The organism is Mesorhizobium salmacidum (SeqCode) (assembly GCF_037179605.1).
GTDB lineage: Bacteria > Pseudomonadota > Alphaproteobacteria > Rhizobiales > Rhizobiaceae > Mesorhizobium > Mesorhizobium salmacidum.
The window spans coordinates 56,995-78,015 of sequence record NZ_JAPYKS010000016.1 but is presented as its reverse complement, the minus strand read 5'-3'; the positions used below and the strand labels follow the sequence as shown (position 1 = coordinate 78,015).

General features: G+C 64.1%; 25 protein-coding genes. 10 read left to right on the top strand and 15 right to left on the bottom strand.

The window, feature by feature from the left end:
* Nucleotides 1-162 precede the first annotated feature (162 nt).
* Nucleotides 163-624 (top strand): GNAT family N-acetyltransferase, encoded by a 462-nt coding sequence (locus O7A60_RS21295; RefSeq protein WP_337107889.1) that lies wholly within the window; start codon nt 163-165, stop codon nt 622-624.
* 98 nt (nt 625-722) lie between these two features.
* On the opposite strand, the gene O7A60_RS21290 is transcribed toward O7A60_RS21295, so the two are convergent.
* The 5 genes from O7A60_RS21290 to O7A60_RS21270 form a co-directional block, all read right to left on the bottom strand.
* Nucleotides 723-2,498 (bottom strand): tetratricopeptide repeat protein, encoded by a 1,776-nt coding sequence (locus tag O7A60_RS21290; RefSeq protein WP_337107888.1) that lies wholly within the window; start codon nt 2,496-2,498, stop codon nt 723-725.
* A gap of 142 nt (nt 2,499-2,640) precedes the next feature.
* Complete coding sequence (locus tag O7A60_RS21285; RefSeq protein ID WP_337107887.1) at nt 2,641-3,090, bottom strand: DUF1284 domain-containing protein; 450 nt, start codon at nt 3,088-3,090, stop codon at nt 2,641-2,643.
* Complete coding sequence (locus tag O7A60_RS21280) at nt 3,087-3,680, bottom strand: biotin transporter BioY (protein WP_337107886.1); 594 nt, start codon at nt 3,678-3,680, stop codon at nt 3,087-3,089. The genes O7A60_RS21285 and O7A60_RS21280 overlap by 4 nt, the downstream gene beginning before the upstream one ends.
* A gap of 107 nt (nt 3,681-3,787) precedes the next feature.
* The gene (locus tag O7A60_RS21275; RefSeq protein WP_337107885.1) at nt 3,788-4,456 is read right to left on the bottom strand and encodes a GntR family transcriptional regulator; all 669 of its coding nucleotides are present in this window, start codon (nt 4,454-4,456) and stop codon (nt 3,788-3,790) included.
* Nucleotides 4,457-4,564: 108 nt separating this feature from the next.
* Nucleotides 4,565-5,581 (bottom strand): polyprenyl synthetase family protein, encoded by a 1,017-nt coding sequence (locus tag O7A60_RS21270; RefSeq protein ID WP_337107884.1) that lies wholly within the window; start codon nt 5,579-5,581, stop codon nt 4,565-4,567.
* A 188-nt stretch (nt 5,582-5,769) separates the two neighbouring features.
* Between O7A60_RS21270 and O7A60_RS21265 the strand changes: the two genes are divergently transcribed.
* The 6 genes from O7A60_RS21265 (at nt 5,770) to moaB (ending at nt 9,474) form a co-directional block, all read left to right on the top strand.
* Complete coding sequence (locus O7A60_RS21265) at nt 5,770-5,994, top strand: putative signal transducing protein (RefSeq protein ID WP_337107883.1); 225 nt, start codon at nt 5,770-5,772, stop codon at nt 5,992-5,994.
* Entirely contained in the window at nt 5,994-6,794 is an 801-nt protein-coding gene (locus O7A60_RS21260) for a tRNA1(Val) (adenine(37)-N6)-methyltransferase (RefSeq protein ID WP_140771644.1), read from the top strand. The genes O7A60_RS21265 and O7A60_RS21260 overlap by 1 nt, the downstream gene beginning before the upstream one ends.
* A 77-nt stretch (nt 6,795-6,871) precedes the next feature.
* Nucleotides 6,872-7,735 carry a S49 family peptidase gene (locus O7A60_RS21255; protein ID WP_337107943.1) on the top strand — a complete coding sequence of 288 codons (864 nt, stop codon included), beginning with the start codon at nt 6,872-6,874 and terminating at the stop codon, nt 7,733-7,735.
* 83 nt (nt 7,736-7,818) lie between these two features.
* On the top strand, nt 7,819-8,004 hold the full coding sequence (locus O7A60_RS21250) for a membrane protein (RefSeq protein ID WP_027142309.1): 186 nt from the start codon (nt 7,819-7,821) through the stop codon (nt 8,002-8,004).
* A gap of 26 nt (nt 8,005-8,030) precedes the next feature.
* A complete protein-coding gene (locus O7A60_RS21245; protein WP_337107882.1) occupies nt 8,031-8,918 on the top strand; it encodes a 4-(cytidine 5'-diphospho)-2-C-methyl-D-erythritol kinase in 888 nt (295 codons plus the stop codon).
* Nucleotide 8,919: 1 nt separating this feature from the next.
* The gene (moaB, locus tag O7A60_RS21240) at nt 8,920-9,474 is read left to right on the top strand and encodes a molybdenum cofactor biosynthesis protein B (protein WP_027142307.1); all 555 of its coding nucleotides are present in this window, start codon (nt 8,920-8,922) and stop codon (nt 9,472-9,474) included.
* 32 nt (nt 9,475-9,506) lie between these two features.
* On the opposite strand, the gene O7A60_RS21235 is transcribed toward moaB, so the two are convergent.
* The gene (locus tag O7A60_RS21235) at nt 9,507-10,034 is read right to left on the bottom strand and encodes a glycosyltransferase (RefSeq protein ID WP_337107881.1); all 528 of its coding nucleotides are present in this window, start codon (nt 10,032-10,034) and stop codon (nt 9,507-9,509) included.
* 151 nt (nt 10,035-10,185) lie between these two features.
* On the opposite strand from O7A60_RS21235, the gene O7A60_RS21230 reads away from it, so the two are divergent.
* Nucleotides 10,186-11,340, top strand: coding sequence for a PA0069 family radical SAM protein (locus O7A60_RS21230; RefSeq protein ID WP_337107942.1), 1,155 nt, complete (start codon nt 10,186-10,188; stop codon nt 11,338-11,340).
* A gap of 152 nt (nt 11,341-11,492) precedes the next feature.
* The gene (locus O7A60_RS21225; RefSeq protein ID WP_337107880.1) at nt 11,493-12,191 is read left to right on the top strand and encodes a ribonuclease HII; all 699 of its coding nucleotides are present in this window, start codon (nt 11,493-11,495) and stop codon (nt 12,189-12,191) included.
* 118 nt (nt 12,192-12,309) lie between these two features.
* On the opposite strand, the gene O7A60_RS21220 is transcribed toward O7A60_RS21225, so the two are convergent.
* From O7A60_RS21220 to O7A60_RS21190, 7 genes are all read right to left on the bottom strand, one after another.
* Nucleotides 12,310-12,801, bottom strand: coding sequence for a F0F1 ATP synthase subunit B (locus O7A60_RS21220; protein ID WP_337107879.1), 492 nt, complete (start codon nt 12,799-12,801; stop codon nt 12,310-12,312).
* Between the two features lie 10 nt (nt 12,802-12,811).
* The gene (locus O7A60_RS21215; RefSeq protein WP_027142302.1) at nt 12,812-13,411 is read right to left on the bottom strand and encodes a F0F1 ATP synthase subunit B; all 600 of its coding nucleotides are present in this window, start codon (nt 13,409-13,411) and stop codon (nt 12,812-12,814) included.
* A 62-nt stretch (nt 13,412-13,473) separates the two neighbouring features.
* Entirely contained in the window at nt 13,474-13,698 is a 225-nt protein-coding gene (locus O7A60_RS21210) for a F0F1 ATP synthase subunit C (protein WP_013896722.1), read from the bottom strand.
* Between the two features lie 84 nt (nt 13,699-13,782).
* The gene (locus O7A60_RS21205; protein WP_027142301.1) at nt 13,783-14,541 is read right to left on the bottom strand and encodes a F0F1 ATP synthase subunit A; all 759 of its coding nucleotides are present in this window, start codon (nt 14,539-14,541) and stop codon (nt 13,783-13,785) included.
* A gap of 57 nt (nt 14,542-14,598) precedes the next feature.
* Nucleotides 14,599-15,000 (bottom strand): AtpZ/AtpI family protein, encoded by a 402-nt coding sequence (locus O7A60_RS21200; protein WP_027142300.1) that lies wholly within the window; start codon nt 14,998-15,000, stop codon nt 14,599-14,601.
* Between the two features lie 257 nt (nt 15,001-15,257).
* Nucleotides 15,258-16,439: a cell wall hydrolase gene (locus O7A60_RS21195; RefSeq protein ID WP_337107878.1), complete on the bottom strand. Its 1,182-nt coding sequence runs from the start codon at nt 16,437-16,439 to the stop codon at nt 15,258-15,260.
* 131 nt (nt 16,440-16,570) lie between these two features.
* The gene (locus tag O7A60_RS21190; protein WP_337107877.1) at nt 16,571-17,863 is read right to left on the bottom strand and encodes an MFS transporter; all 1,293 of its coding nucleotides are present in this window, start codon (nt 17,861-17,863) and stop codon (nt 16,571-16,573) included.
* A 116-nt stretch (nt 17,864-17,979) separates the two neighbouring features.
* On the opposite strand from O7A60_RS21190, the gene O7A60_RS21185 reads away from it, so the two are divergent.
* Nucleotides 17,980-18,900 (top strand): LysR substrate-binding domain-containing protein, encoded by a 921-nt coding sequence (locus tag O7A60_RS21185; protein WP_337107875.1) that lies wholly within the window; start codon nt 17,980-17,982, stop codon nt 18,898-18,900.
* A gap of 18 nt (nt 18,901-18,918) precedes the next feature.
* Here O7A60_RS21185 and der read toward each other — a convergent pair whose 3' ends face one another.
* The gene (gene der / locus O7A60_RS21180) at nt 18,919-20,349 is read right to left on the bottom strand and encodes a ribosome biogenesis GTPase Der (RefSeq protein WP_140716919.1); all 1,431 of its coding nucleotides are present in this window, start codon (nt 20,347-20,349) and stop codon (nt 18,919-18,921) included.
* Nucleotides 20,346-21,011, bottom strand: coding sequence for a tetratricopeptide repeat protein (locus tag O7A60_RS21175; protein WP_337107874.1), 666 nt, complete (start codon nt 21,009-21,011; stop codon nt 20,346-20,348). Before O7A60_RS21175 ends, der begins: the two co-directional genes overlap by 4 nt.
* Nucleotides 21,012-21,021 lie beyond the last annotated feature (10 nt).

Here is a 21,021-nt window from a genome sequence, read left to right as displayed (position 1 = left end):
TCCTAGAGACACGGCGGCGAAGCGTCAAGCAAGGCGCGTCCGATGCGGGCCGTCGTGAGCATGCCGGGCGATGTTGAAGACTTTGCGTGCGACTGGCCCATTGCTCGCCGCCACGGTCCGCGATCCAACAAAGCGTCCGCTTCAGGCACAGCAGGTTCAGCCATGTCCAACCCGATCACCATCCGCCCCGTCACGCGCCAGGATTTCGACCGATGGATGCCGCTGTGGGACGGCTACAATGCGTTCTATGGCCGTTCGGGCGAGACGGCGCTGGCAAGCGACATCACCGCGATGACATGGTCGCGCTTCTTCGACGCCTACGAGCCGGTCCATGCGCTGGTCGCCGAGAGCGGGGGCCAGCTTCTCGGCCTCGTCCATTACCTGTTCCACCGCAGCACCACGGCGATCGCGCCGAACTGCTATCTGCAGGACCTTTTCACCAACGAGGCCTCGCGCGGCAAAGGCATCGGCCGGGCGCTGATCGAAGGCGTCTACGAGCGCGCCCAGGCGGCCGGTTCCGGCCGGGTATATTGGCTGACGCATGAAACCAATCACACGGCAATGAAGCTCTATGACACGGTCGGCGAACGGTCGGGCTTCGTCGTCTATCGGAAGATGTTCTGAGGACGTTTCCGGCGCCGGCAGGCATTTTTGAGCGGAACGGATATCAAAACGAAAACGGGGCCCTGAGAGCCCCGTTCGCATTCCAAAAAAGGCGATTTTCAGCCCTTGGGGGCCGGAACCGGCTCCGGTTTGACCTTCGGGGTCTCCTGCGCCGTGTTGGATTCGATCGGCGGCAGGCCCTTCATCAGCTTCTGCTGCAGGGTGGCCAGCACGTCGGGATCGGGCTTCAGGTCGCGGGCCTGGTTCCACTGGAAGGTGGCTTCCAGCTTGCGGCCGACGCGCCAATAGGCGTCGCCGAGATGGTCGTTCAGAACCGGATCTTCCGGCTTCAGCGCGACCGCGCGTTCCATCTCGCGCACGGCGTCATCGAAGCGGCCGAGGCGGAAATAGGCCCAACCCAGGGAATCGACGATGTAGCCGTCGCTAGGCCTGAGATCGACGGCCTTCTGGATCATCTCCAGGCCTTCCTTCAGGTTGGTGTTCATGTCGACCCAGGAATAGCCGAGATAGTTCAGCACCTGCGGCTGATCCGGCTGCAACTCCAGCGCCTTGCGGAAATTCGGCTCGGCCTTCGGCCATTCCTTCAGCCGCTCATAGGCGATGCCGCGCTGATAGAAGATGTTCCAGTTGGCGGCGGTTGGCGTCTTCAGCGCCTCGACGGCCTTGTCATAGAGATTTGCGGCGGAGCGGAAATCATCCTTCGAGGAGTAGACTCCGCCAAGCGCCAGATAGGCGCGCATGTCATTGGGATGGGCCTCGACGAAGGCCTTCAGATGCGTGATCGCCTCGTCATGGCGGTCGAGGTCGGCAAGGTTGAGGCCAAGCTGCAGGTCCGAAATCTCCTTCAGCGGCGAAGAGTCCGGGATGCGCCGATAGAGCGCGATGGCGCCCTCCCCGTCCTTCAGCTGTTCGGCGACGGCGGCGAGTTGCACGAGGGCCGCGTCACTGTCGGGCTTCAGGGCTAAGGCATATTGCAGATAGAGGCGCACGAATGGCTCGCCGCCGCCACGGTTGAGCGCGGTGGCAAGATCGAGCAGGATTTCGGAAGCACCATCGGACGGACCGGAAACGAGGGGCGCAATCTTGTCGCCCTTGCTGATCCTGTCACGCAAAGCTACGATTTCCAGCTTGCCCGGCGAGAACGCCTCTGCCTGGTCGAGCACCGAGATCGCCTTGGCCTTGTCACCCTTGCGGGCCAGGAACGATGCATAGGCCTGCGCGTTGCGCATCCAGGTTTCAGGCGCCGCACCGCCGGCCGTGGTATCCTGCATCGTCGCCGCGTAGATCGCCTCGGCCTTTTCGGGCATACCAGACGCATCGGCGATCAGAGCGCGGTGGAAGGATTTGAACAGGCCGAACCAGTCCGGCCCCTGCAACTTGTCGATCGAAGCCATAGCTTCGCTGGCCTGACCGGCACCTTGTTCGGCCCAGCCGGACATGACGCCGGAGATCAGCCGGTCGAGGTCGGATTCCAGCGACAGCTTGAGCCAGTACTGCGCCTTGGTGAAATCCTTCTTGTGAAAGGAATCGACGGCCAGCGCCAGGCGCGAGAAGCGCTCCACATCGGGCACTTCCTTGAGCTTGTCGGCATAGACCAGCGATTCGTCGAAGCGGCCTTGCGCGATCAACGATAGCATCAGGCTCTGCTGCAGTGCGGTGTCGCTCGGATTGAAGGCCAAGGCCTGCTTGTAGTACGCGATGGCGCTGTCGAGGTCGTTGTCGCCCTCGGCGATCCGGGCAGCCAGATAAGCGCCCGAGAACGACGAGATCTTGACCGGTTCGGTGGATTGCTTGGCATAGGCCGGCAAAGCCGAGATCGCCATGCCCGTCACAATTGCCAGCCTTGTCAGCCAGCGCGCACGTCCTTGCTGCATCATATCCCTTTCAGCCAGGCGCCATCTCCGCGTCAGCGGATCGACCCAGACTCGATCTTTCCAGGCAAAGCATGGCCTTTTTGGGGTCGCGCTTCAATCCGCCCGAAATTCACAATCGGGTCACCCGATTAACAAAGCATGGCTAAAAGGGACAGTTTTGCGTCTCAACGGGCCGTTGCAACCGCGTATTGCGATAGCCGCCACTTGCCACCGTGCCGCACAGCCCGCTCCATTCGCAGCCCCCGCATGCCTTGCGCACGTGGCCGGCCGAAAACGCCAGCCGCAGCCGCATCAGGGTCGCGGCATCGAGATCGAGGCGGACGCCGTCCCGGATCGGCCGAGCCAGCAGCCCTTCCACGTCATCGCCGGCCTGCCGGTCCCGCTCGGCCGCGCTGTCGCGCAAGCAGTGCGGTTCCGGCTCGCCAAGCAACGGGGCGCAGATGTCGTCCGGGCCGGAGACGAAGAGGATGTCCTCGCCCCGGCTCAGGCGCTCCGCGATCCCGTCATAATTGGCGGTGAAAGCGGGGCTGTATCCCTTGCCCACATAGGTGAGCAGGCAAAGGAGATGATGGGCGCGAAGCCTGATCGTCACGGCTTCGGCAAATTCATCTTGCCGCGCGGGAGCGCCATCAGCGTCGCGGCGCCAAGCGCCGACTTCAGCAACCCGCCGACGATAAACGGCACGAAGCCGAAGGTGATGGCCTTCTCGGCGCCGATCATGACGGCAAGCCAGGCCGTGCCGAGAGCCAGGCAGGCGACGTTGCCGAGCAGCATGGCCGCAAAGGCAAGCAAAACCCTGTTGCCGTTCCAGCCGCGTTCGGCCAACCAGCCGACCAGCGCGCCGGTGATCGGGAAGGCAAAGAGATAGCCGCCCGTCGGGCCGACGAAATGCTGTATGCCGGCAGCGCCGCCAGCCAGGACCGGGAAGCCGGCAGCACCTTCGACCAGCCAAGCGGCGATCGCCACCGCGCCAAGCCGCCAGCCATAGAGCGCGCCGACAAGCGTTACCGCGAAGGTCTGCATGGTCACGGGAACAGGCACCATCGGCACCTCGATGTAGGAGGACAGCGCCAGGAACAGCGTGCCGAGCACGACGGCGCCGGCCTGCCAGCCGAGCGATCGCTGCTGGAGGCGCAGCGGGCTGAAGGACGGTCTGGCGGACGAGAATGCGAGGTTGGTCATAGGCTTCCCTTCGGTCAATCCAAAATTATAGATAATTTATGCTTTCGATCTATTATCGAATCCACATTTTTGGAGCGATAGCAAGCCCAGGCTCGGGACAAGCGCGCTTAACCCACGATCGCAAAGGCTTCGCGCGTGGTGCCGGACGCTGTCCTGACCGGCTTGCGGCCAACCCATTGGACATGCCGTCCCAGTGTTGCCGCGGCCGATTCGGTATTTCCCTGCCGCAAGGCGCTGAGGATCGCCCGGTGGTCCTGATCGGTGCGCGTCTCCCACTCCGAGCGCCATGCCGCGAACAGGAAGCGCGCGCTTGCCGCGTGCAGGTCGTCGATCGTGGCAAGCAGGCGCGGCATGCCGCATGGCGCCAGGATCAGCCGGTGAAAGGCGCGATTGGCCTCCTCCCACGACCTGACATCGCGGGATTTGTCGCCGGCCTTGGTCGCCTCCTCGGCCTGGTCGAGAATGGCCGAGGTCAGATGCGGCGCGGCATGGCGCAGTGCCAGCACTTCGAGCGCCGCCCGCATTTCGGCGACCTCCTTGACCTCACCCAGATCGAAGGCCGCCACGCGCACGCCACGGCGCGGCTCGCTGACGGCGAGCCCCTGCGCCTCGAGGCGGCGGAAGGCCTCGCGCACGGGAACATGGCTGGTGTTGAATTCCTCGGCGACGTGATCCTGCCGCAGCCTCGCCCCCGGCTCGATCGCGCCGGAAATGATGCGATCCGCCAATACCTTGCTGATGCGCACCGCTATGGTGTCGTCCGTGCCCTTTGCCATGATTTATAGATAATTTGCGGCAAGGCGGCTTGTCGAGACGGCAGGGTCGAATTCACAGGCGTCTTTTCACTGGCGCAGCCCCGGAAAGCCCAGCGAAAGCCGGTCGCCTCAGTTCACCCGGCTGATGCAGAAATCGATGACGTCGATCAGCGCCGATTTCTGCGGCGTCTCTTCCAGAGGCGCCAAGGCGTCGCGGGCGATCTCGCCGAAATGGCGGGCGCGCCCGATCGTGTCGGCAATGGCGCCATGGCGGGTCATCAGGCCGATCGCCTTTTCCAGCCCGGCGTCGTCGACCACATTGTCCTCGATGGCACGCTTCCAGAAGGTGCGTTCGGCCTTGCTGCCGCGCCGGTAGGCGAGGATGACCGGCAAGGTCACCTTGCCCTCGCGGAAATCGTCGCCGACATTCTTGCCGAGATCCTTGCTGGTGCCGCCATAGTCCAGCGCATCGTCGATGAGCTGGAAGGCAAGACCGAGATTCATTCCGTAGGAGCGCAGCGCAGCGCGATCGTTGCGGGTCGCCTGGGCGATAACCGGGCCAACCTCGGCGGCGGCCGAAAACAGCGCGGCGGTCTTCGCCTTGATGACGGCGAAGTGCTCGTCCTCGGTGGTTTCGAGGTTCTTGGCGGCGGCAAGCTGCATGACCTCGCCCTCGGCGATGATCGAGGCGGCGCTCGACAGGATGTCGAGCGCTTCGAGCGAGCCGACATCGACCATCATGCGGAAGGCCTGGCCGAGCAGGAAGTCACCGACCAGCACACTGGCCTGGTTGCCCCAGATCATGCGGGCGGTCTTCTTGCCGCGCCGCATGCCACTTTCATCGACAACGTCGTCATGCAGAAGCGTGGCCGTATGCATGAACTCGACCGAAGTGGCGAGCTTGACGTGGCCCTCGCCGGCATAGCCGAACATCTGCGCCGCAGCCAGCGTCAGCATTGGCCTGAGCCGCTTGCCGCCGGACGAGATCAGATGGTTGGCGACTTCGGGAATCATCTCGACGTCGGAGCCGGCCTTGGACAAGATTAGTTTGTTGACGCGCCCCATATCGGCCGCCGTCAGATCGATCAAATCCTTGATGGAGGCGGGCTCCCGCTTCCCGTTTTCGATGTTGAGAACGACACCCACGACAATCACTCCCGTCTTGGTATAACGCGTGCGACGGCACCCTTAGTCCCGCACGGACTCTAGGGCGGCGGGCACGGCCACGGCAAGTGGCGAATTGGCGCGGCGGCGACGACAGCCTGTCAACGTCGGCAAATGCGGAAGCGCGGCCGCACGTTTACATGCATGCTGCAACCTGCGAGTTTCTTGCGATGATAGAGCTAATCCGCACCAACGACGCCGTCATCATCTCGTTTGTCGAATCGCTGATGCGCGACGCCGGCATCGGCTGCTTCGTCGCCGACCAGAATATGAGCGTGCTCGACGGCTCGCTCGGCATCCTGCCGCGGCGCGTCATGGTCGACGCCGAACAGGCCGACGCAGCGCGACGCATCCTGACCGACGCCGGCATCGCCAACGAGATCCGCCAGAAATAATGTCCGCCGCGCCAGCCACCCTTGACACGGATATGCCGGCCCATACGGTCGATGCCTTCCACCGCGGCCGGTTCTGGCTCGTGCAGCCCAAGCATGGCGGCCATCGCGCCGGGATGGATGCGATGATGCTGGCCGCATCGGTGCCATCCTCGTTTGGCGGGCGGCTCGCCGATTTCGGGGCCGGCGCCGGTGCTGCCGGTCTGGCAGTGCTGTCGCGCTGTCCGGACGCCCAGGCTGTGCTGGTCGAACGCGCGCCTGAGATGGCGGCCTTCGCGGCGGCCACGCTTGCCCATCCCGGCAATGCGCATCTCAGCGATCGCGCGGCCGTGCTTGTCGCCGATGTCACCGTTTCGGGCCGGGCCCGGGCCGCCGCCGGCCTTGCCGACAATGATTTCGACTTCGTCATCATGAACCCGCCTTTCAACGCCGCACGGGACCGCGCCACATCGGACCGCCTGCGAAAAGAGGCCCATGTCATGGAGGATGGCCTGTTCGAAAACTGGATCCGCAGTGCGGCAGCGGTTGTCAGGCCGCGCGGCGGGCTTGCCGTGATCGCCCGGCCCGAACAGCTCGGCTCCATTCTCGACGCGATTTCAGGCCGCTTCGGCGAAGCCGAGATGCTCGCCGTGCACCCTCGCCCCGACGCGGCGGCGATCCGTATTATCGTGCGGGCGGCGCTTGGGGCGAGGGGAAAGCTCGCCATCCGTCCGCCCCTGATGCTTCACGCGCGATCGGGCAACGGCCCCGACGAGCGCAGCGAAATGATAACCAACGGGCTCGCCTCGCTGTTCGGAGACTGAGCTGTTCGCGGCCTGAACATTGCCGTTGGCCGGGAAATCACTACATGCCTGCAACCATCGCCGGAGACCACTTCATCGTGAAACGTCTTTTCAACCGTCTGCTGCCGAAGTCCTGGCGCTCCACCGTCGACACCATTCCGGTCATCCGGCTGCACGGCACCATCATGGCCGGCGGCGGTCCGTTCCGGCCGAGCCTGTCGCTTGCCTCCACCGCCGGGCTGATCGAAAAGGCGTTTTCCTTCGACGCGCCGGCGGTCGCGATCTCGATCAACTCCCCCGGCGGCTCCCCGGTGCAGTCGCGGCTGATCTTCAAGCGAATTCGTGACCTTGCGGTCGAGAAGAACAAAAAGGTGCTTGTCTTCGTCGAGGATGTCGCGGCGTCTGGCGGCTACATGATCGCTGTCGCCGGCGACGAGGTCTTCGCCGACCCCTCCTCCATCGTTGGATCGATCGGCGTGGTGTCGGCCTCGTTCGGTTTCCCGGAACTGATGAAGAAGATCGGCATCGAGCGCCGTGTCCACACCGCCGGCCAGAACAAGGCAGTGCTCGATCCGTTCAAGCCCGAGAAAAAGGAAGACGTCGAGCGGCTGAAGGTGCTGCAGCTCGAAGTGCACGAGACCTTCATCGATCTGGTCAAGGAGCGGCGCGGCACGAAGCTGGCGGACGATCCGGAACTGTTCACCGGACTGTTCTGGACCGGCAAGAGAGGCTTGGAACTCGGCCTCGTCGATGCGCTCGGCGATATGCGCACGGTACTGAAGACCCGCTTCGGGCCGAAGACCCGGCTCAAGCTGATAACGGCGCCGCGCGGTCTGTTCGGCCGCTTCGGCCTGTTCGGCTCGAGCAAGGGCTTTTCAGCGCCCGATATCGCCGCGGCAGCGGCCAGCGGCGTCATTGATGCGGCGGAAGAGCGCGCATTGTGGGCGCGCTTCGGGCTTTGAAAAAGCCATGAAAGCGTCTAGCATGGTTGCCCGAAAGACCCGACCGGCCGCCGTTACCGGCCCAGCGTGGTAGGAGTTTTGACATGCCGCAACTCATTTTCTTTGCCGTCGTCGGCATTGCCGCCTATTTCGGCTACCGCACCTTCCTGCGCGAGGCTGAGCGCGTGACGGCCAAGGTACGGCGGACCGAAAAGCAGGCGGCCAACGGCGCGATGGGAACGCTGGTCAAGGATCCGAAGACCGGCGAATACCGGCTGGCCAAGGACTGACCCTCATTTCACTCGCAATCGAGACTGTGGAGTCCGGTCCGCATGTTCGGACATGGGCAGCACCCGCCAAGATAAACCTTGCCCTGCACGTCACCGGCAGGCGCCCCGACGGCTATCATCTCATCGAAAGCCTGGCTGTGTTCACGCGCTTTGGCGACAGGATCGAGATCGCGCCGGCTGAAGGCGACGATTTCACCGTATCCGGCCGCTACGCGCCGGACGTTCCGCCCGATGGTGACAATCTGGTGCTCAAGGCACGCGACGCGTTGCGGCAGGCCGCCGGTCTTCGGAGCACGCCGCCCGTGATCATCAGGCTCGAAAAGAACCTTCCAGTCGCGTCCGGCGTGGGCGGAGGGTCGAGCGACGCGGCGGCCGTGCTGCGCGGGCTGGCCGACAGCTGGGGGCTGGACATCGCTCGCGCCGAGCTGGCGCGGATCGGTCTCTCGCTTGGCGCCGATGTGCCGATGTGCCTGGCGGCAAAGCCGCTGGTGGCGCGCGGCATCGGTGAGGAGTTGTCGATGGTGGCGGATTTTTCGGCGCTGGGTTTGGTGCTGGTCAATCCGGGCACGCCGGTCTCGACGGCGGAAATCTTCGCAGCACTGTCCCGGCGCGACAATGAGCCATTGCCGCCGCTGCCGCGCAGCATCGAGTTTCACAGCCTGCGCAACTGGCTGGAGATCACCCGCAACGATCTCGAACCTGCGGCCCTTGCGATGCGGCCCGCCATAGGCAGGGCGCTTTCATGGCTTGATAAGGCGGGATCGGGTTTTTCACGAATGTCCGGATCGGGCGCGACATGCTTCGGCCTGTTCGAGACCGGCAATGTCGCCAAGCGCGCAGCCGCCGAGATCCGCAGCCGCCAGCCCGACTGGTTCGTCGCGGCAACACGCAGCATTGCATCGGAGGCTGAGTGAGATGGCCAGGATTGACGAGAGCCGTGCCTTCATTCCGGTGCGCATCGCGGTGCTGACGGTTTCCGACACACGCAGCCTCGCCAACGACAAATCCGGCCAGACGCTGGCCGATCGCATCACCGAGGCCGGCCACATCCTGGCCGGCCGGGATATCGTCACCGACGACCGCGAAAAAATCCGTGACACCGTTCTGGCGTGGTCGCGGGACAAGGCCATCGACGTCGTGATCACCACCGGCGGAACCGGTTTCACCGGCCGCGATGTGACGCCCGAGGCGCTGGAGCCGATCTTTGAAAAGCGCATGGATGGCTTTTCGGAAGTTTTCCACCGCATCTCCTACGACAAGATCGGCACCTCGACGATCCAGAGCCGAGCGACCGGCGGCGTCGTCAACGCGACTTTCGTCTTCGTGCTGCCGGGCTCGCCCGGCGCCTGCAAGGATGCCTGGGACGGCATCCTCAAGGCACAGCTCGACTACCGGCACATGCCCTGCAACTTCGTCGAGATCATGCCGCGCCTGGACGAACATCTGCGGCGCGGCAAATCGGCCCCTTAAAAAGCAACGCCACGCAGAGCAGCTGCAAAAAATCACCTCGGAGAGCGCTGTGCCTGCCTCGGTGGCGCCACCCAGATCTCGGCGTCGAGCTTCTTTGTCGCCAAGCCGCGCGCCAACGCCTCGGCGGTGCCGGCTTTTTTGGACAGAGGTGCCGCCTGCCGCTTGCTGATCACCAGTCCGTCGGCGAGAGCACGGTTTGCGGAAAAGACCCGGGCCAGGAACGGCGTACGGCTGCCCCGCGCCCGGGAGAACCGGGCGGCCATGGTCTGCCTAGCCGTATGGGCGACGACCGCGTCGATCCAGCCCTCTACCAGCCTCGCACCCGGTTCGAGAAACAGCAGCCAGTCACCCTTGGCCTGGCGGATGCCGGCGGCGATGCCGCCGCTCCCCACATAGTGGCAGCCGGCATGCTCGGCGACACGATGCGTGTGGTCGGTGGAGCCGTTGTCGCAGACGACGACCTCTCGCACCACGCCCTCGACCGCGCCGCCAATCAGCGTCGCCAACGTGCGGGCGAGACCCTCCTCGTCATTATGCGTTTCGATGAGAACACTGAGCATCGTGAGCCGAATAGCGGAAACCACTGACCGACGCCAGTTTTTGCATCGCGCCATAGAAAAGTTCTTGATTTGTTCTCATCAATAAAATAGGAATAATTTCATGAGCAGAGCGATTCGACACAACATGGACAGTCCCTGGGAGCGGGCGAAGATGGAACCGATCATGCGCGCCGATATTGCGGCCTTCGGAGCAGGACGAGCCGAGATGGCCAACGCGATGATCGAGCAGAGTGGCATGCGGGTCCGTCCGGACCGCAACCGTGGCCGATCGGCGGGCATCAATCCGTCCGGCCGGTTCGAACCCGTCAGCCGGCATGTCTTCGACGATGGCTGGAGTTCGCTGGAGGAGTTGCCTCCGTTCAAGACCGAGGTGCAGGTGGAGAAGCCGCGCACCATCATCACCCGCAACGAATCGCCCGACATCTCCTTCGACCGGTCGATCAATCCCTATCGCGGTTGCGAGCACGGTTGCGTCTATTGCTTCGCGCGGCCGACGCATTCGTTCATGGGCCTGTCGCCGGGCCTGGATTTCGAATCCAAGCTGTTCGCCAAGCCGGATGCGGCACGCCTGCTCGACAAGGAGTTGTCGAAGGATGGCTACCAGCCGCGCACCATCGCCATCGGCACCAACACCGATCCTTACCAGCCGATCGAGAAGCAGTACCGGATCATGCGCGAAATCCTCGAAGTGCTGGAGGCACGCGGTCATCCGGTCGGCATCGTCACCAAGTCAGCCCTGGTGGTGCGCGACATCGACATTCTGTCGCGCATGGCCGAGCGCGGGCTCGCCAAGGTGGCGCTGTCGGTGACGACGCTTGACCGCATGCTGGCCAGGACGATGGAGCCCCGCGCATCGACGCCGACCAAGCGGCTGGAAGCGATCAGGCAGCTTTCGGAAGCCGGTATCCCGGCTTCGGTGATGGTGGCGCCGATCATTCCGGGCCTGACCGACCAGGAGATGGAACGCATCCTCGACTCGGCACACCATGCCGGTGCGCGCGAGGCCGGCTATGTGGTGCTGCGCCTGCCGCTGGAGGTCAGCCCGATCTTCAAGGACTGGCTGCTGCGCCACTATCCCGACCGCTATCGCCACGTGATGTCGCTGATCCGTTCGATGCGCGACGGCAAGGACTACGATTCGGAGTGGGGCAAGCGCATGAAGGGCGCCGGACCTTATGCCTGGCAGATCGGCCGGCGCTTCGAGATCACCGCCAAGCGGCTCGGCCTCAATGCCGAACGGCGCACGCTGCGGACCGACCAGTTCGTCGCGGCCGGTAAGGACCAGGAGCAGTTGATGCTGCTCTGAAGCCGAAAGACACCGCGGCTGTTCATTGCCGCCCTGCAAAAAGATCCCGTCCGGCCTGCCCCGGCCTGCAGACGGTGCCCTCCCGGTACGGCGCCCCACCCGACCCGGAGGGACTTGCGGAGAATCAGAGCCGATGCGAACCTCGCCGCAACATGGCTCGCGCGCGTTCTGATTCTCCGCCTCTCTTCGAAATCGTCGAGAAACCCGATTTCTCCTTCGAGACGAAGGCGATGGCCGATGGCCTGTGGCCGGTCGCAGGGATGGACGAAGCCGGCCGTGGCCCGCTGGCCGGGCCGGTGGTCGCGGCGGCAGTGGTGCTCGACCCCGCCAACATTCCCGAAGGGCTCGACGATTCCAAGCGGCTTAGCCACTTGCAGCGCGAAGCGCTGTTTCTGCGCATCATCGGTTCCGCGCTCGGCGTCTCGATGGCGTCGGTCAGCGCCGAGGGCATCGATGGCAGCAACATCCTCAAGGCGAGCCTCGAAGCGATGCGCCGCGCAGTGGTCGGGCTGCCCATCCAGGCAAAGCTCGCGCTGGCGGATGGACGCGACGTGCCGCCGGGACTGCCCTGCGAGGGGCGCGCGCTGATCAAGGGTGACCAACGCTCGCAGTCGATCGCCGCAGCCTCGATCGTGGCCAAAGTCATGCGCGACCGCATGATGTGCGGCTGCGGCAATCATCACGACCGCTACGGCTTCGAAGTCCATATGGGCTACGCCACGGTCCGGCACCGTACGGCGATCGAGGCGCATGGCCCCGTCGCTCGGCTGCACCGCACCTCGTTTGCGCCGTTCAGGTTGGGCGGCGCCGAGGTGACGGAAGAAGAAGAAAGCTTCGCCGGGCTGGAGTAAAACGACGGCAGCCGTGTCGGCCGATCTCCCCCCTTGTGGGGGAGATTGGCAGCGTTGACGCACTGCACAAAAAAGCCGCCAGGTTGCCCGGGCGGCTCTTCAATATTGGTCGTTCAGCTTAGTTCAGCTTCGCCTTCACATCCTGCAGCGCGGACTTGAACAGGTCGGCTCCGGCCTTGGCGTCGATCTTGCCGGCAAGCAGCACGCGTGCCGCCTCGACAGCGATGTCGACGGCGCTGGCGCGCACTTCGCCGATCGCTTCGCGTTCGGCCTGGCCGATCTTCTGCTCGGCAAGCGCGGTGCGCCTGGCAACGTAATCCTCGGTCTTCTTGTGGGCATCGGCGGCCAGCAGATCTGCCTCGCGCTTGGCGGCCGCGACAATGTCGGCAGCTTCCTGCTCGGCTTCCTTGCGCTTCTTCTTGTACTGACCGAGCAGTTGCTGGGCTTCTTCGCGCAGCTTGCGTGCCTCGTCGAGTTCACTGCTGATCCTGGCGGCGCGGGCGTCGAGCGCCTTGGCGATCATGCGGGGCACCTTGATGTAGACGGCGATGCCCAGGAAGATGATCAGGGCAATCGTGGCCCAGAGCGTTGCGAGAGATGTAGCGTCCATGATGCGCTCCTCACCGGGCCACGGATTTGACCGCGGCCGCGATCTCGGCCTTGCTGGCCTTGCCGCCAACCAGTGCCTCGACGATCGCCGAAGCGGTGTCCTCGGCGATGCTGCCGACTTCCTTCATGGCATTGGCCTTGATGGAAGCAATGCGTGCCTCGGCCTCGCCAAGCTTGGCGTCGAGCGCGGCCTCGATCTTCTTGCGCGCGGTCTCGGCTTCCGCCTTGGCCGCATCGTTGGCCTGCTGGCCGATCGAATTGGCGTTCTTCTTGGCTTCAGCCAGTTCCTGCTCGTAAGCGGCAACGGCGGCGTCCGCCTCGCCCTTCAACTTGGCTGCCTGGTCGAGATCCTGGCTGATGCGGTCGTTGCGGACATCGATGATGCCGCCGACGCGCGGCATCACGACCCGCTTCAGGAAGAGGTAGAACAGCCCGAACGTGATCGCCAGCCACAGAAGCTGCGACGGAAACGTCTCCGGATTGAATGGCGGAAACGTGCCGTGTGCTTCGGCAGGCACGCTGGTGCCGGAATGCGTGTCGCCTCCGGTCGCAGCGTGGCTGGTGTCGGCTGATGGCGCGGACTCTTGCGCGAAGGCAGATGTCACGAACATGGACTATCCCCAGATATCAGGCCCGCCGCTAGCGCGGCCGGCCTGTCCAATCTTCTCAGTACTCAGCCGAACAGGGCCAGCAGCGCGATGAGAAGCGAGAAGATGCCCAGAGCTTCGGTCACGGCGAAGCCGAAAATCAGGCGGCCGAACTGGCCGTCGGCAGCCGACGGGTTGCGCAGCGCGCCCGAGAGGTAGCTGCCGAAGATGTTGCCCAGGCCAATGCCCGCGCCACCCATGCCCAGGCAAGCGATGCCGGCGCCGATGTACTTTGCTGCTTCTGCGTCCATTTGTTCAACTCCTTTGGATCTGAAAATTCCGTTGCGATTTCATCCGGCACCAATGTTGAAACTCTTGGGCCGGAACTCTTGGCCTCAGTGCCCGGGATGCAGGGCGTCGTTGAGATACATGCAGGTCAACACGGCAAAGACGTAGGCCTGCAAGAAAGCGACCAGCAATTCAAGCGCCGTCAGCGCCACCGCCATCGCCAACGGCAGGATCGAACCCGCCACACCGACCGCGCCCAGAGCGGAGAGGCTGACGACGAACCCAGAGAACACTTTGAGCGTGATGTGGCCGGCAAGCATGTTGGCGAACAGACGAACCGAGAGGCTGACCGGGCGCGACACGAAGGAGATGACCTCGATCAGCACCACCAGCGGCAGCAGGAACACCGGCACGCCATGCGGCACGAACAGCTTGAGGAAACCAAGACCATGCTTCATGAAGCCGTAGACCACCACGGTTCCGATCACCAGGGCCGCGAGGCCGAAGGTGACGATGATGTGGCTTGTGACAGTGAAGAAATAGGGAAACAGGCCGAGCAGATTGGCAACCAGCACGAACATGAACAGCGAGAACACGAAGGGGAAGAACTTCATGCCCTGCGTGCCGGCGGCGTCGCGCAGCATGTTGCCGACGAATTCGTAAGCCATTTCGGAGACCGATTGCAGTCGTCCTGGCACCAAGCTGCGGCTCGACGTCGTCAGAAACAGGAACGCCGCGGCAACAACGACGGTGGCGACCATGAACAGGGCGGAATTGGTGAAAGACAGGTCATAGCCGCCGATTTCGATCGGTATCAGCTTGTTGATATGGAACTGGTGGATCGGATCGACCTTGTCAGCTGCCACGTTCAAACCCCGTCAATGCCGCGTACGGCTAAATTACCATTGCCGCCTGAAGGGCGGTCATTTGCTGTCGTCCCGGTCATGGCGCGGCTTGGCACCTTGTCCGAATTCCGCCACAACGCCAGCCGAACGCATGACATTGAGCACGCCGGCGCCAAAACCAAGCAGCAGGAAAACGATCAGACCCCACGGCGATGTCCCCGCCATACGGTCGATGATCCAGCCGATGCCGGCGCCCACCACCACCCCGGCGATAAACTCGCTGGATAGTTTGATCGCCTGACCGTATCCGGTCACTGGTTTCGCGTCGTCTTTCCCCTCGAGCCGGTTCGGCAGCCTTGTCGCAAGCGATGCTCCAAGTTCACGCCGACGTCGCTCAAGATCGTCGTCGCGGATTTCGGGGTCATGCTCTTTGCCACGGCCGGTTTCTCCGGTTCCGTCTGGCCCTTTTTTTTCGGCCATCGCAACCCCCCTGCCCGGGCAGACCGTCACCGTCCGTCCGCTTCTAAAGTCGCCGGCAACATAGTTAGAGGGTTTGCGCCCGTCAAGCCACGGACGGAACTTCCGAGCTGTGTATTTTAGACAATGAAATCAATATACTAGCAAGGTGCGACATCGTGCCCGCGGCGATCAGGGGGATGCGCCGCGCGAATCCCCCAGACAATGGCTCTCCGATCGACCGTGCGACCGCGCGAAAAGAACGGCGGGCGGCGGGCCGCTCAACTCCAGCCGCCACCATAGGTCCGGTAAAAGATATGCAGGCCGATCTTGGTCATCTTCTGCATTGTGCGCGCCCAGCCGGGGTGGACATAATTGGCATAGTAGTGGGTGGACGATCCTACTTCCGGAATGAAGATCTTGCCGGCGGTGACGGCCATGCCGATGTCCTGTGCGGTCTGGTAGGCGACAGGATTGTCGATGCGCTTCTTCCTGCCGTCGCAAGCGAATGAAAACTGACAGCGGTTGAACCAGCTGTCGTTCTGGTAGACGACGCCGCAGATCGAATTGGGATAGGCGGGATTGCGGACCCGGTTGAGGATCACCTGGGCGACGGCGGCCTGGCCGCGCACCGCTTCGCCGCGTGCCTCGAAATAGATGCCGTTGGCCAGGCATTTCTGCTCCGGCTTGGAGAAGACGCCGGCAGGAAGCGGATTCTGGATCCAGGCGTGGTCGCCCTTGGCCATCGGCGGAATGAAGCGGCCGCTGTTGGGCTGCTCGTCCTGAAGCAGGGCTTCAAAGGGCGAGGCCTTGGCATAGTCCGGCGCGGATTGGGCATAGGCGGTCGCCAGCACATCGGGATGGTCGTTGTTGACGAGGGCTGCAAGCATGGCCGGCACGCCGGGATCCGGTTTCCTGTCCTCACGTGCGTGGAATGCGGCGGCGATCTGGATTTCCTTGCCTTTGATCTGAGGCTTGGCGAATGCCATTTTCAGGTCGCTGTCCATGCTCGGCCGCGTCAGCGAGGAGGTCCGCTGGAAGATCGAGCCGGCATTGAAGTTCTTCGGCGGCGCTACGGGAGAGACCTGGACGATGCGGCCCTTCTTGTCGGCGCGCGCGACGCGATCCTCGTCGGGCGACCCGCTAACCTTGCCGCCCTTGCCGCGGAACGAAACGGAGCCGATGCCGGGAAGGCGAACGCCGGAACCCGAGATCGAGCCGGTGATGTCGGACTCGACGAACGGCATCTCGGCCGCGTGGACCGAACCGGCGACGGATTTCTCGACATAGGAGTTCCAGCGCGCGGTCGGCGATTCAAGGCCGGAAACGAGGCTGGTCATGTCCTGGTAGGCGGCGACGGTCGGAAAGCCGATCCAGATACCGAGACCGATGATGAACGGAGACACAAGGCTGCGTTTCTCACCGGCGGCGGCCATCAGCCGCTTCAACACACGTCGATGCACGGAACTCTCTCCAGGAACGCAACTGACCCCACTGGAGAGCAAAATGATGCATTAACCTTGATGGGACGTTAACGGGATCCCGGTCGGCTCAAGGTCGTGGCTTCGAAGTCGGGCGGTTTTGCGGCGGGAACTCAGGCCCGCCGCAGGAAGATCGGCCAGGCGATGAGCGCGCAAACCGCGGCCGACAGCCAGACGCCGGGCCAGGACCAGAGGTGCAGCAGCCACGGAATGGCTACCGGCACCAGGAAGAAGCCGACGAAGACAAAGCTGTTGGCAAGGCTGAGCGCGGTTCCTACATGGCCGGGACCGGCCAGCGTGGCAAGCTCGGTATAGGCAACGCCGTGCCAGGCGGAGACCGAGATGCCGGCGACGACAAGCACCAAGGGCAGGACGGCGATCAGGACGGATTGGCTGCCAGGCATTGCGGGTACGGCCAGAACCAGCACCCAGAGCATCACGAAGGCCAGCGCGCTCAGCGCACTGCACAAGCGAAGAAACTGACGGCGGTTGCCGTGGCGGTCGGTGAAGCGGCCGCTCCAGACGCGCATGACCATGGCACCGACCTGTACCGCGGCGAGGCTGGTGCTGATCGCCGTCGTGCCAAGTCCGGCAAAGTCGTGCAGGAACACCGATGCGAAAGTGAGGACCGCCACTTGCGGAAAACAGAGCAAGCCGATGGCGGTCGAGATGCGCCAGACCTCTGTGTTGCGCAACGGTGCCGGACCGGCCACGCCAGACGGAACGGCGTGGCCGCCACCCGCCGTCGGCGGTTCGTGCAGCCAACGCCAGGCGAACAGGGCGGAGAGAGCGGATGCCGCCGCCAGGAGCCCGAACACCGCGGCAAAACCGAAAGCCAGGGCAAGCGAAGGCAGGACGAGCGCGCCGAGGCCGCCGCCAAGCGGCACCGCCGTCTGCCTGATGCTCATGGCAAAACCGCGCTCATTCTCGCTGAACCAGGCCATGATGGCGCGACCGCTCGAACCGTTGACACTGCCGCCGAGCAGTCCCGTGACGAGCAGGCTTGCCGCCAGCAGCGTGACATCGGGAATGTCTGCCGTTGTCGGCACCACGAGCATCGCCATCGCAAGCAGCCACGCCGCCGTCGCGCCAAGCCCGATCAGAAGCACGCGGCGATCCCCCCAGCGGTCGGTGAGCAGACCCCATGGCAGTTCGCTGAGCGCAACCCCCAGCCCGAGAAGGCCGAGCGCCAGGCCGAGTTCGGCATTGTTCAACTGATAGCCTTGGCGAAGCACGACCGCCGTGGCCGGTATGCCCGAGAAAGTGGCCGAGAAACCGGCGTTCGCGGCAACCCCGATACCCAGGACCTTCCAGCGATGATTAGGCCCGAAGGTCCGGCCGGCCGGGATGGTGGCGGCGCCTCGTCCGGATGGCTGGCAATCGTTGCGAATGACGGTGGCAGACATGATTCCATTCCCGTGACGCCGGTCGAGCGGCCTTGACGGGATGGAACTAGCGCCATAGCTTCATCCATAAAATCAGGAAGTTTTTGATTAATAATCCTGAAAACAAGGACGATCTAATGCGACGTGTCACATTCGATCTTGACGTGCTGAGAACTTTCATCACCGGGCTGGAACTGGGAAGTTTCGCCAGGGCAGCCGAGCGGCTTGGCCGCTCGACCTCCGCCGTCAGCGCACAGTTGAAGAAACTGGAGGAGCAGGCCGATACGCCGATCTTCCGCAAGGCGGGGCGCGGCCTGTCACTGACCGAAGCCGGCGAGACGATGCTCGGCTATGCGCGGCGCCTGATCGAGCTCAATGACGAGGCAGCATTGGCCATCCGTGACGTCGAACTGGAGGGCTGGGTGCGGCTCGGCCTGCAGGAGGATTTCGGCGAGGCCGTGCTGCCGGAAGTGCTCGGGCGCTTCGCCCGTGCCCATCCCAAGGTTCGGATCGAGGCACGGATCGGGCGCAGCCACGAATTGGCCGAGCGTATCCTCTCCGGCAATCTCGACATCGCGCTCGCCTGGCATGACGGGACGAAGCTGCCATACAGCCGGCATGTCGCCGACGTGCAGGCGCGCTGGATCGGCCCGGCAAAACCGATGGAGGCAGGCCCCCGCACTGACGAGACGCTGCAACTGGTTGTGTTCGAGGCGCCTTGCCTGCTGCGCACCGTGGCGACCGAGACGCTGGATCGTGCCGGGCGGCCCTGGCGCATGGCGTTCTCCAGCCCTAGCCTTGGCGGCATATGGGCGGCGGTGGCAGCAGGCCTCGGGCTGACGATCCGCACCGATATCGGCCTGCCCGCAAATGTCAGGGCGCTCGCGCCCGGAGTGCTCGGGCTGCCGCCGCTGCCGAAGATGGCGCTGCACCTGCAGCAGAAGGATGCCGAGCTCGATCCGGTCGCGGCGCGGCTGGCCGACATCCTGCTGCAATCGGCGTTCGAGGCGTTGCCTGAGGGCGCCGAGACGAAAGAGAACCTGCTGAAAGTCGCTTAAGCGTTGCCGAGCCAAGCCTCAGCGCTTCTTTGCCCTGCCAGCGAAGGGGTTGTCCGAAGTGCGCAGCGCGATGCGGATCGGCACGCCCGGCATGTCGAAGGCTTCGCGCAGGCTATTGGATAGATAGCGGACATAGCTTTGCGGCATCGCGTCCGGCCGCGAGCACTGGACCACGAAGCCCGGCGGCCGCGTCTTGGCCTGGGTGACGTATTTGACCTTCAGCCGGCGCCCGGCAACGGCGGGCGGCGGATGATGCGTCAGGATGGCTTCGAGCCAGCGGTTGAGCTTGCCGGTCGAAACACGGCTGTTCCAGACCTTGTGCGTCTTCAGCACCGCATCCATCAGCTTGTCGAGGCCGCGTCCGGTCTCGGCCGAGACCGGCACGGCCTGGATGCCGCGCGCCTGCGGCAGCAGCCGCTCGGTCTTCTCGCGCAGTTCGGCCAACAGCTCCTGCGGGTTGTCGATGAGGTCCCATTTGTTGAAGGCGATCACCGGTGCCCGGCCCTCGCGGATGATCAGGTCGGCGATCTGCAGATCCTGCTTCTCGAAGGGAATGGTGGCGTCGAGCACGATGATGACGATCTCGGCGAAACGGATCGCGCGCAAGCCATCCTGCACCGACATCACTTCCAGCTTCTCGTGGATTCTGGCCTTGCGGCGCATGCCGGCCGTGTCGAACAGTTTTATGCGGCGGCCGCGCCAGTCCCAGTCGACGGAGATGGAATCGCGGGTGATGCCGGCTTCCGGTCCGGTCAGCAGCCGCTCCTCGCCGATCAGTGCATTGATCAGCGTCGACTTGCCGGCGTTAGGACGGCCAACGACGGCGATGCGCATCGGCTTGGTGTCGTCATAGGCCGGCTCGGCATCCGGATCGGCGATGTCCTCGCCGATCAGCACTTCGTTGGCGGCGGCTTCTTCGTCTTCGCCGTCCTCGTCTTCACCGAAGGCGCGCGCCTGGCCAAGCGCTTCGATCACCGCGTCGCGCAGGTCGGGCATGCCCTGGCCGTGCTCGGCCGAAACCGGGATCGGCTCGCCAAGCCCGAGCTCCCAGGCTTCCAGCATGCCGCCTTGCGCGCCCCGCGCCTCGGCCTTGTTGGCGACCAGCACAACCGGTTTGCCGGATTTGCGCACGATCTCGGCAAAGGTCCTGTCATCCGGCAACAGGCCGGACTTGGCGTCGATGGTGAAGAAGATCAGATCCGCCTCGCGGATGGCGATTTCGGTCTGCGCGCGCATGCGTCCCGGCAAGGTCGAAGCGCCGGCATCCTCGAAGCCCGCTGTGTCGATGACATCGAAATGCAGATCGTAAAGCTTGGCGGCATGGACACGGCGATCACGAGTAACGCCCGGCGTGTCGTCGACAAGCGCCAGCTTCCTTCCGACCAGCCGATTGAAAAGCGTCGATTTGCCGACGTTAGGTCTGCCTATGATGGCGACTTTGAAGGTCACGATGCACTGCCCGACCCGCGGATCAACTCGGACATCAAGGTCGCCCGCTCTCGCGTGTTGCGCGGGGCGCCGTCATCGGAGGCGATCTGGTCGAACAGCTTCAGGGCGTCCTGGGTCTTGCCTTCCTTCCAGGCGGCAAGCCCGAGCGCCTCGCGCGCGCTGTGGCGCAGCGTGTTGGTGTCCGATGTCAGCGCCTCGACGCGGCTCGACACGTCGGCGAAGGAGCCGTGATCGACGAGCAGGAGCGCCGCCCTCAGCCGCGCCATGTCGCGCAGACCCTGGGGAATAGCGGTGTCGGCGGCGACATCGTCGAAATCCTTGACGGCGGCATCGACGTCGCCCTTGTTGGCCTTGACGGTCGCGGCGCGCATGCGGGCGAGCAGCGGATAGGCGCCGTAGCCATCCTTCTCCAGCTGAACGAGCGCGGCCAGCGCGTCATCGTTCTTGCCGTCATTGGCAAGCTTCAGCGCCTGCGAGAAGGTATCGCCGGAGCGGTTGGCACGAGTCTCGTCCCAATAGCGATAGCCGACGAAGGCGGCGGTACCGAGCACCACCAGGATGGCAATCACAAGCAAGGCCGGGCCGAAACGGTCCCACAGCTTCTGCGCCTGTTCGCGACGCATCTCGTCATTGACTTCGCGGATAAAACTGTCGTCGGACATCAATCAAACC

What these genes read in the sequence shown, in the direction of transcription:
- O7A60_RS21250 (WP_027142309.1), top strand. Translation starts at nt 7,819, where the DNA reads ATGCCGCAACTCATTTTCTTTGCCGTCGTCGGCATTGCCGCCTATTTC.
- O7A60_RS21200 (WP_027142300.1), bottom strand. Translation starts at nt 15,000, where the DNA reads ATGGCCGAAAAAAAAGGGCCAGACGGAACCGGAGAAACCGGCCGTGGC.
- O7A60_RS21275 (WP_337107885.1), bottom strand. Translation starts at nt 4,456, where the DNA reads ATGGCAAAGGGCACGGACGACACCATAGCGGTGCGCATCAGCAAGGTA.
- O7A60_RS21215 (WP_027142302.1), bottom strand. Translation starts at nt 13,411, where the DNA reads ATGTTCGTGACATCTGCCTTCGCGCAAGAGTCCGCGCCATCAGCCGAC.
- O7A60_RS21290 (WP_337107888.1), bottom strand. Translation starts at nt 2,498, where the DNA reads ATGCAGCAAGGACGTGCGCGCTGGCTGACAAGGCTGGCAATTGTGACG.
- O7A60_RS21280 (WP_337107886.1), bottom strand. Translation starts at nt 3,680, where the DNA reads ATGACCAACCTCGCATTCTCGTCCGCCAGACCGTCCTTCAGCCCGCTG.
- O7A60_RS21225 (WP_337107880.1), top strand. Translation starts at nt 11,493, where the DNA reads ATGGCTCGCGCGCGTTCTGATTCTCCGCCTCTCTTCGAAATCGTCGAG.
- O7A60_RS21235 (WP_337107881.1), bottom strand. Translation starts at nt 10,034, where the DNA reads ATGCTCAGTGTTCTCATCGAAACGCATAATGACGAGGAGGGTCTCGCC.
- O7A60_RS21230 (WP_337107942.1), top strand. Translation starts at nt 10,186, where the DNA reads ATGGAACCGATCATGCGCGCCGATATTGCGGCCTTCGGAGCAGGACGA.
- O7A60_RS21265 (WP_337107883.1), top strand. Translation starts at nt 5,770, where the DNA reads ATGATAGAGCTAATCCGCACCAACGACGCCGTCATCATCTCGTTTGTC.
- O7A60_RS21295 (WP_337107889.1), top strand. Translation starts at nt 163, where the DNA reads ATGTCCAACCCGATCACCATCCGCCCCGTCACGCGCCAGGATTTCGAC.
- O7A60_RS21260 (WP_140771644.1), top strand. Translation starts at nt 5,994, where the DNA reads ATGTCCGCCGCGCCAGCCACCCTTGACACGGATATGCCGGCCCATACG.
- O7A60_RS21175 (WP_337107874.1), bottom strand. Translation starts at nt 21,011, where the DNA reads ATGTCCGACGACAGTTTTATCCGCGAAGTCAATGACGAGATGCGTCGC.
- O7A60_RS21220 (WP_337107879.1), bottom strand. Translation starts at nt 12,801, where the DNA reads ATGGACGCTACATCTCTCGCAACGCTCTGGGCCACGATTGCCCTGATC.
- moaB (WP_027142307.1), top strand. Translation starts at nt 8,920, where the DNA reads ATGGCCAGGATTGACGAGAGCCGTGCCTTCATTCCGGTGCGCATCGCG.
- O7A60_RS21190 (WP_337107877.1), bottom strand. Translation starts at nt 17,863, where the DNA reads ATGTCTGCCACCGTCATTCGCAACGATTGCCAGCCATCCGGACGAGGC.
- O7A60_RS21210 (WP_013896722.1), bottom strand. Translation starts at nt 13,698, where the DNA reads ATGGACGCAGAAGCAGCAAAGTACATCGGCGCCGGCATCGCTTGCCTG.
- O7A60_RS21185 (WP_337107875.1), top strand. Translation starts at nt 17,980, where the DNA reads ATGCGACGTGTCACATTCGATCTTGACGTGCTGAGAACTTTCATCACC.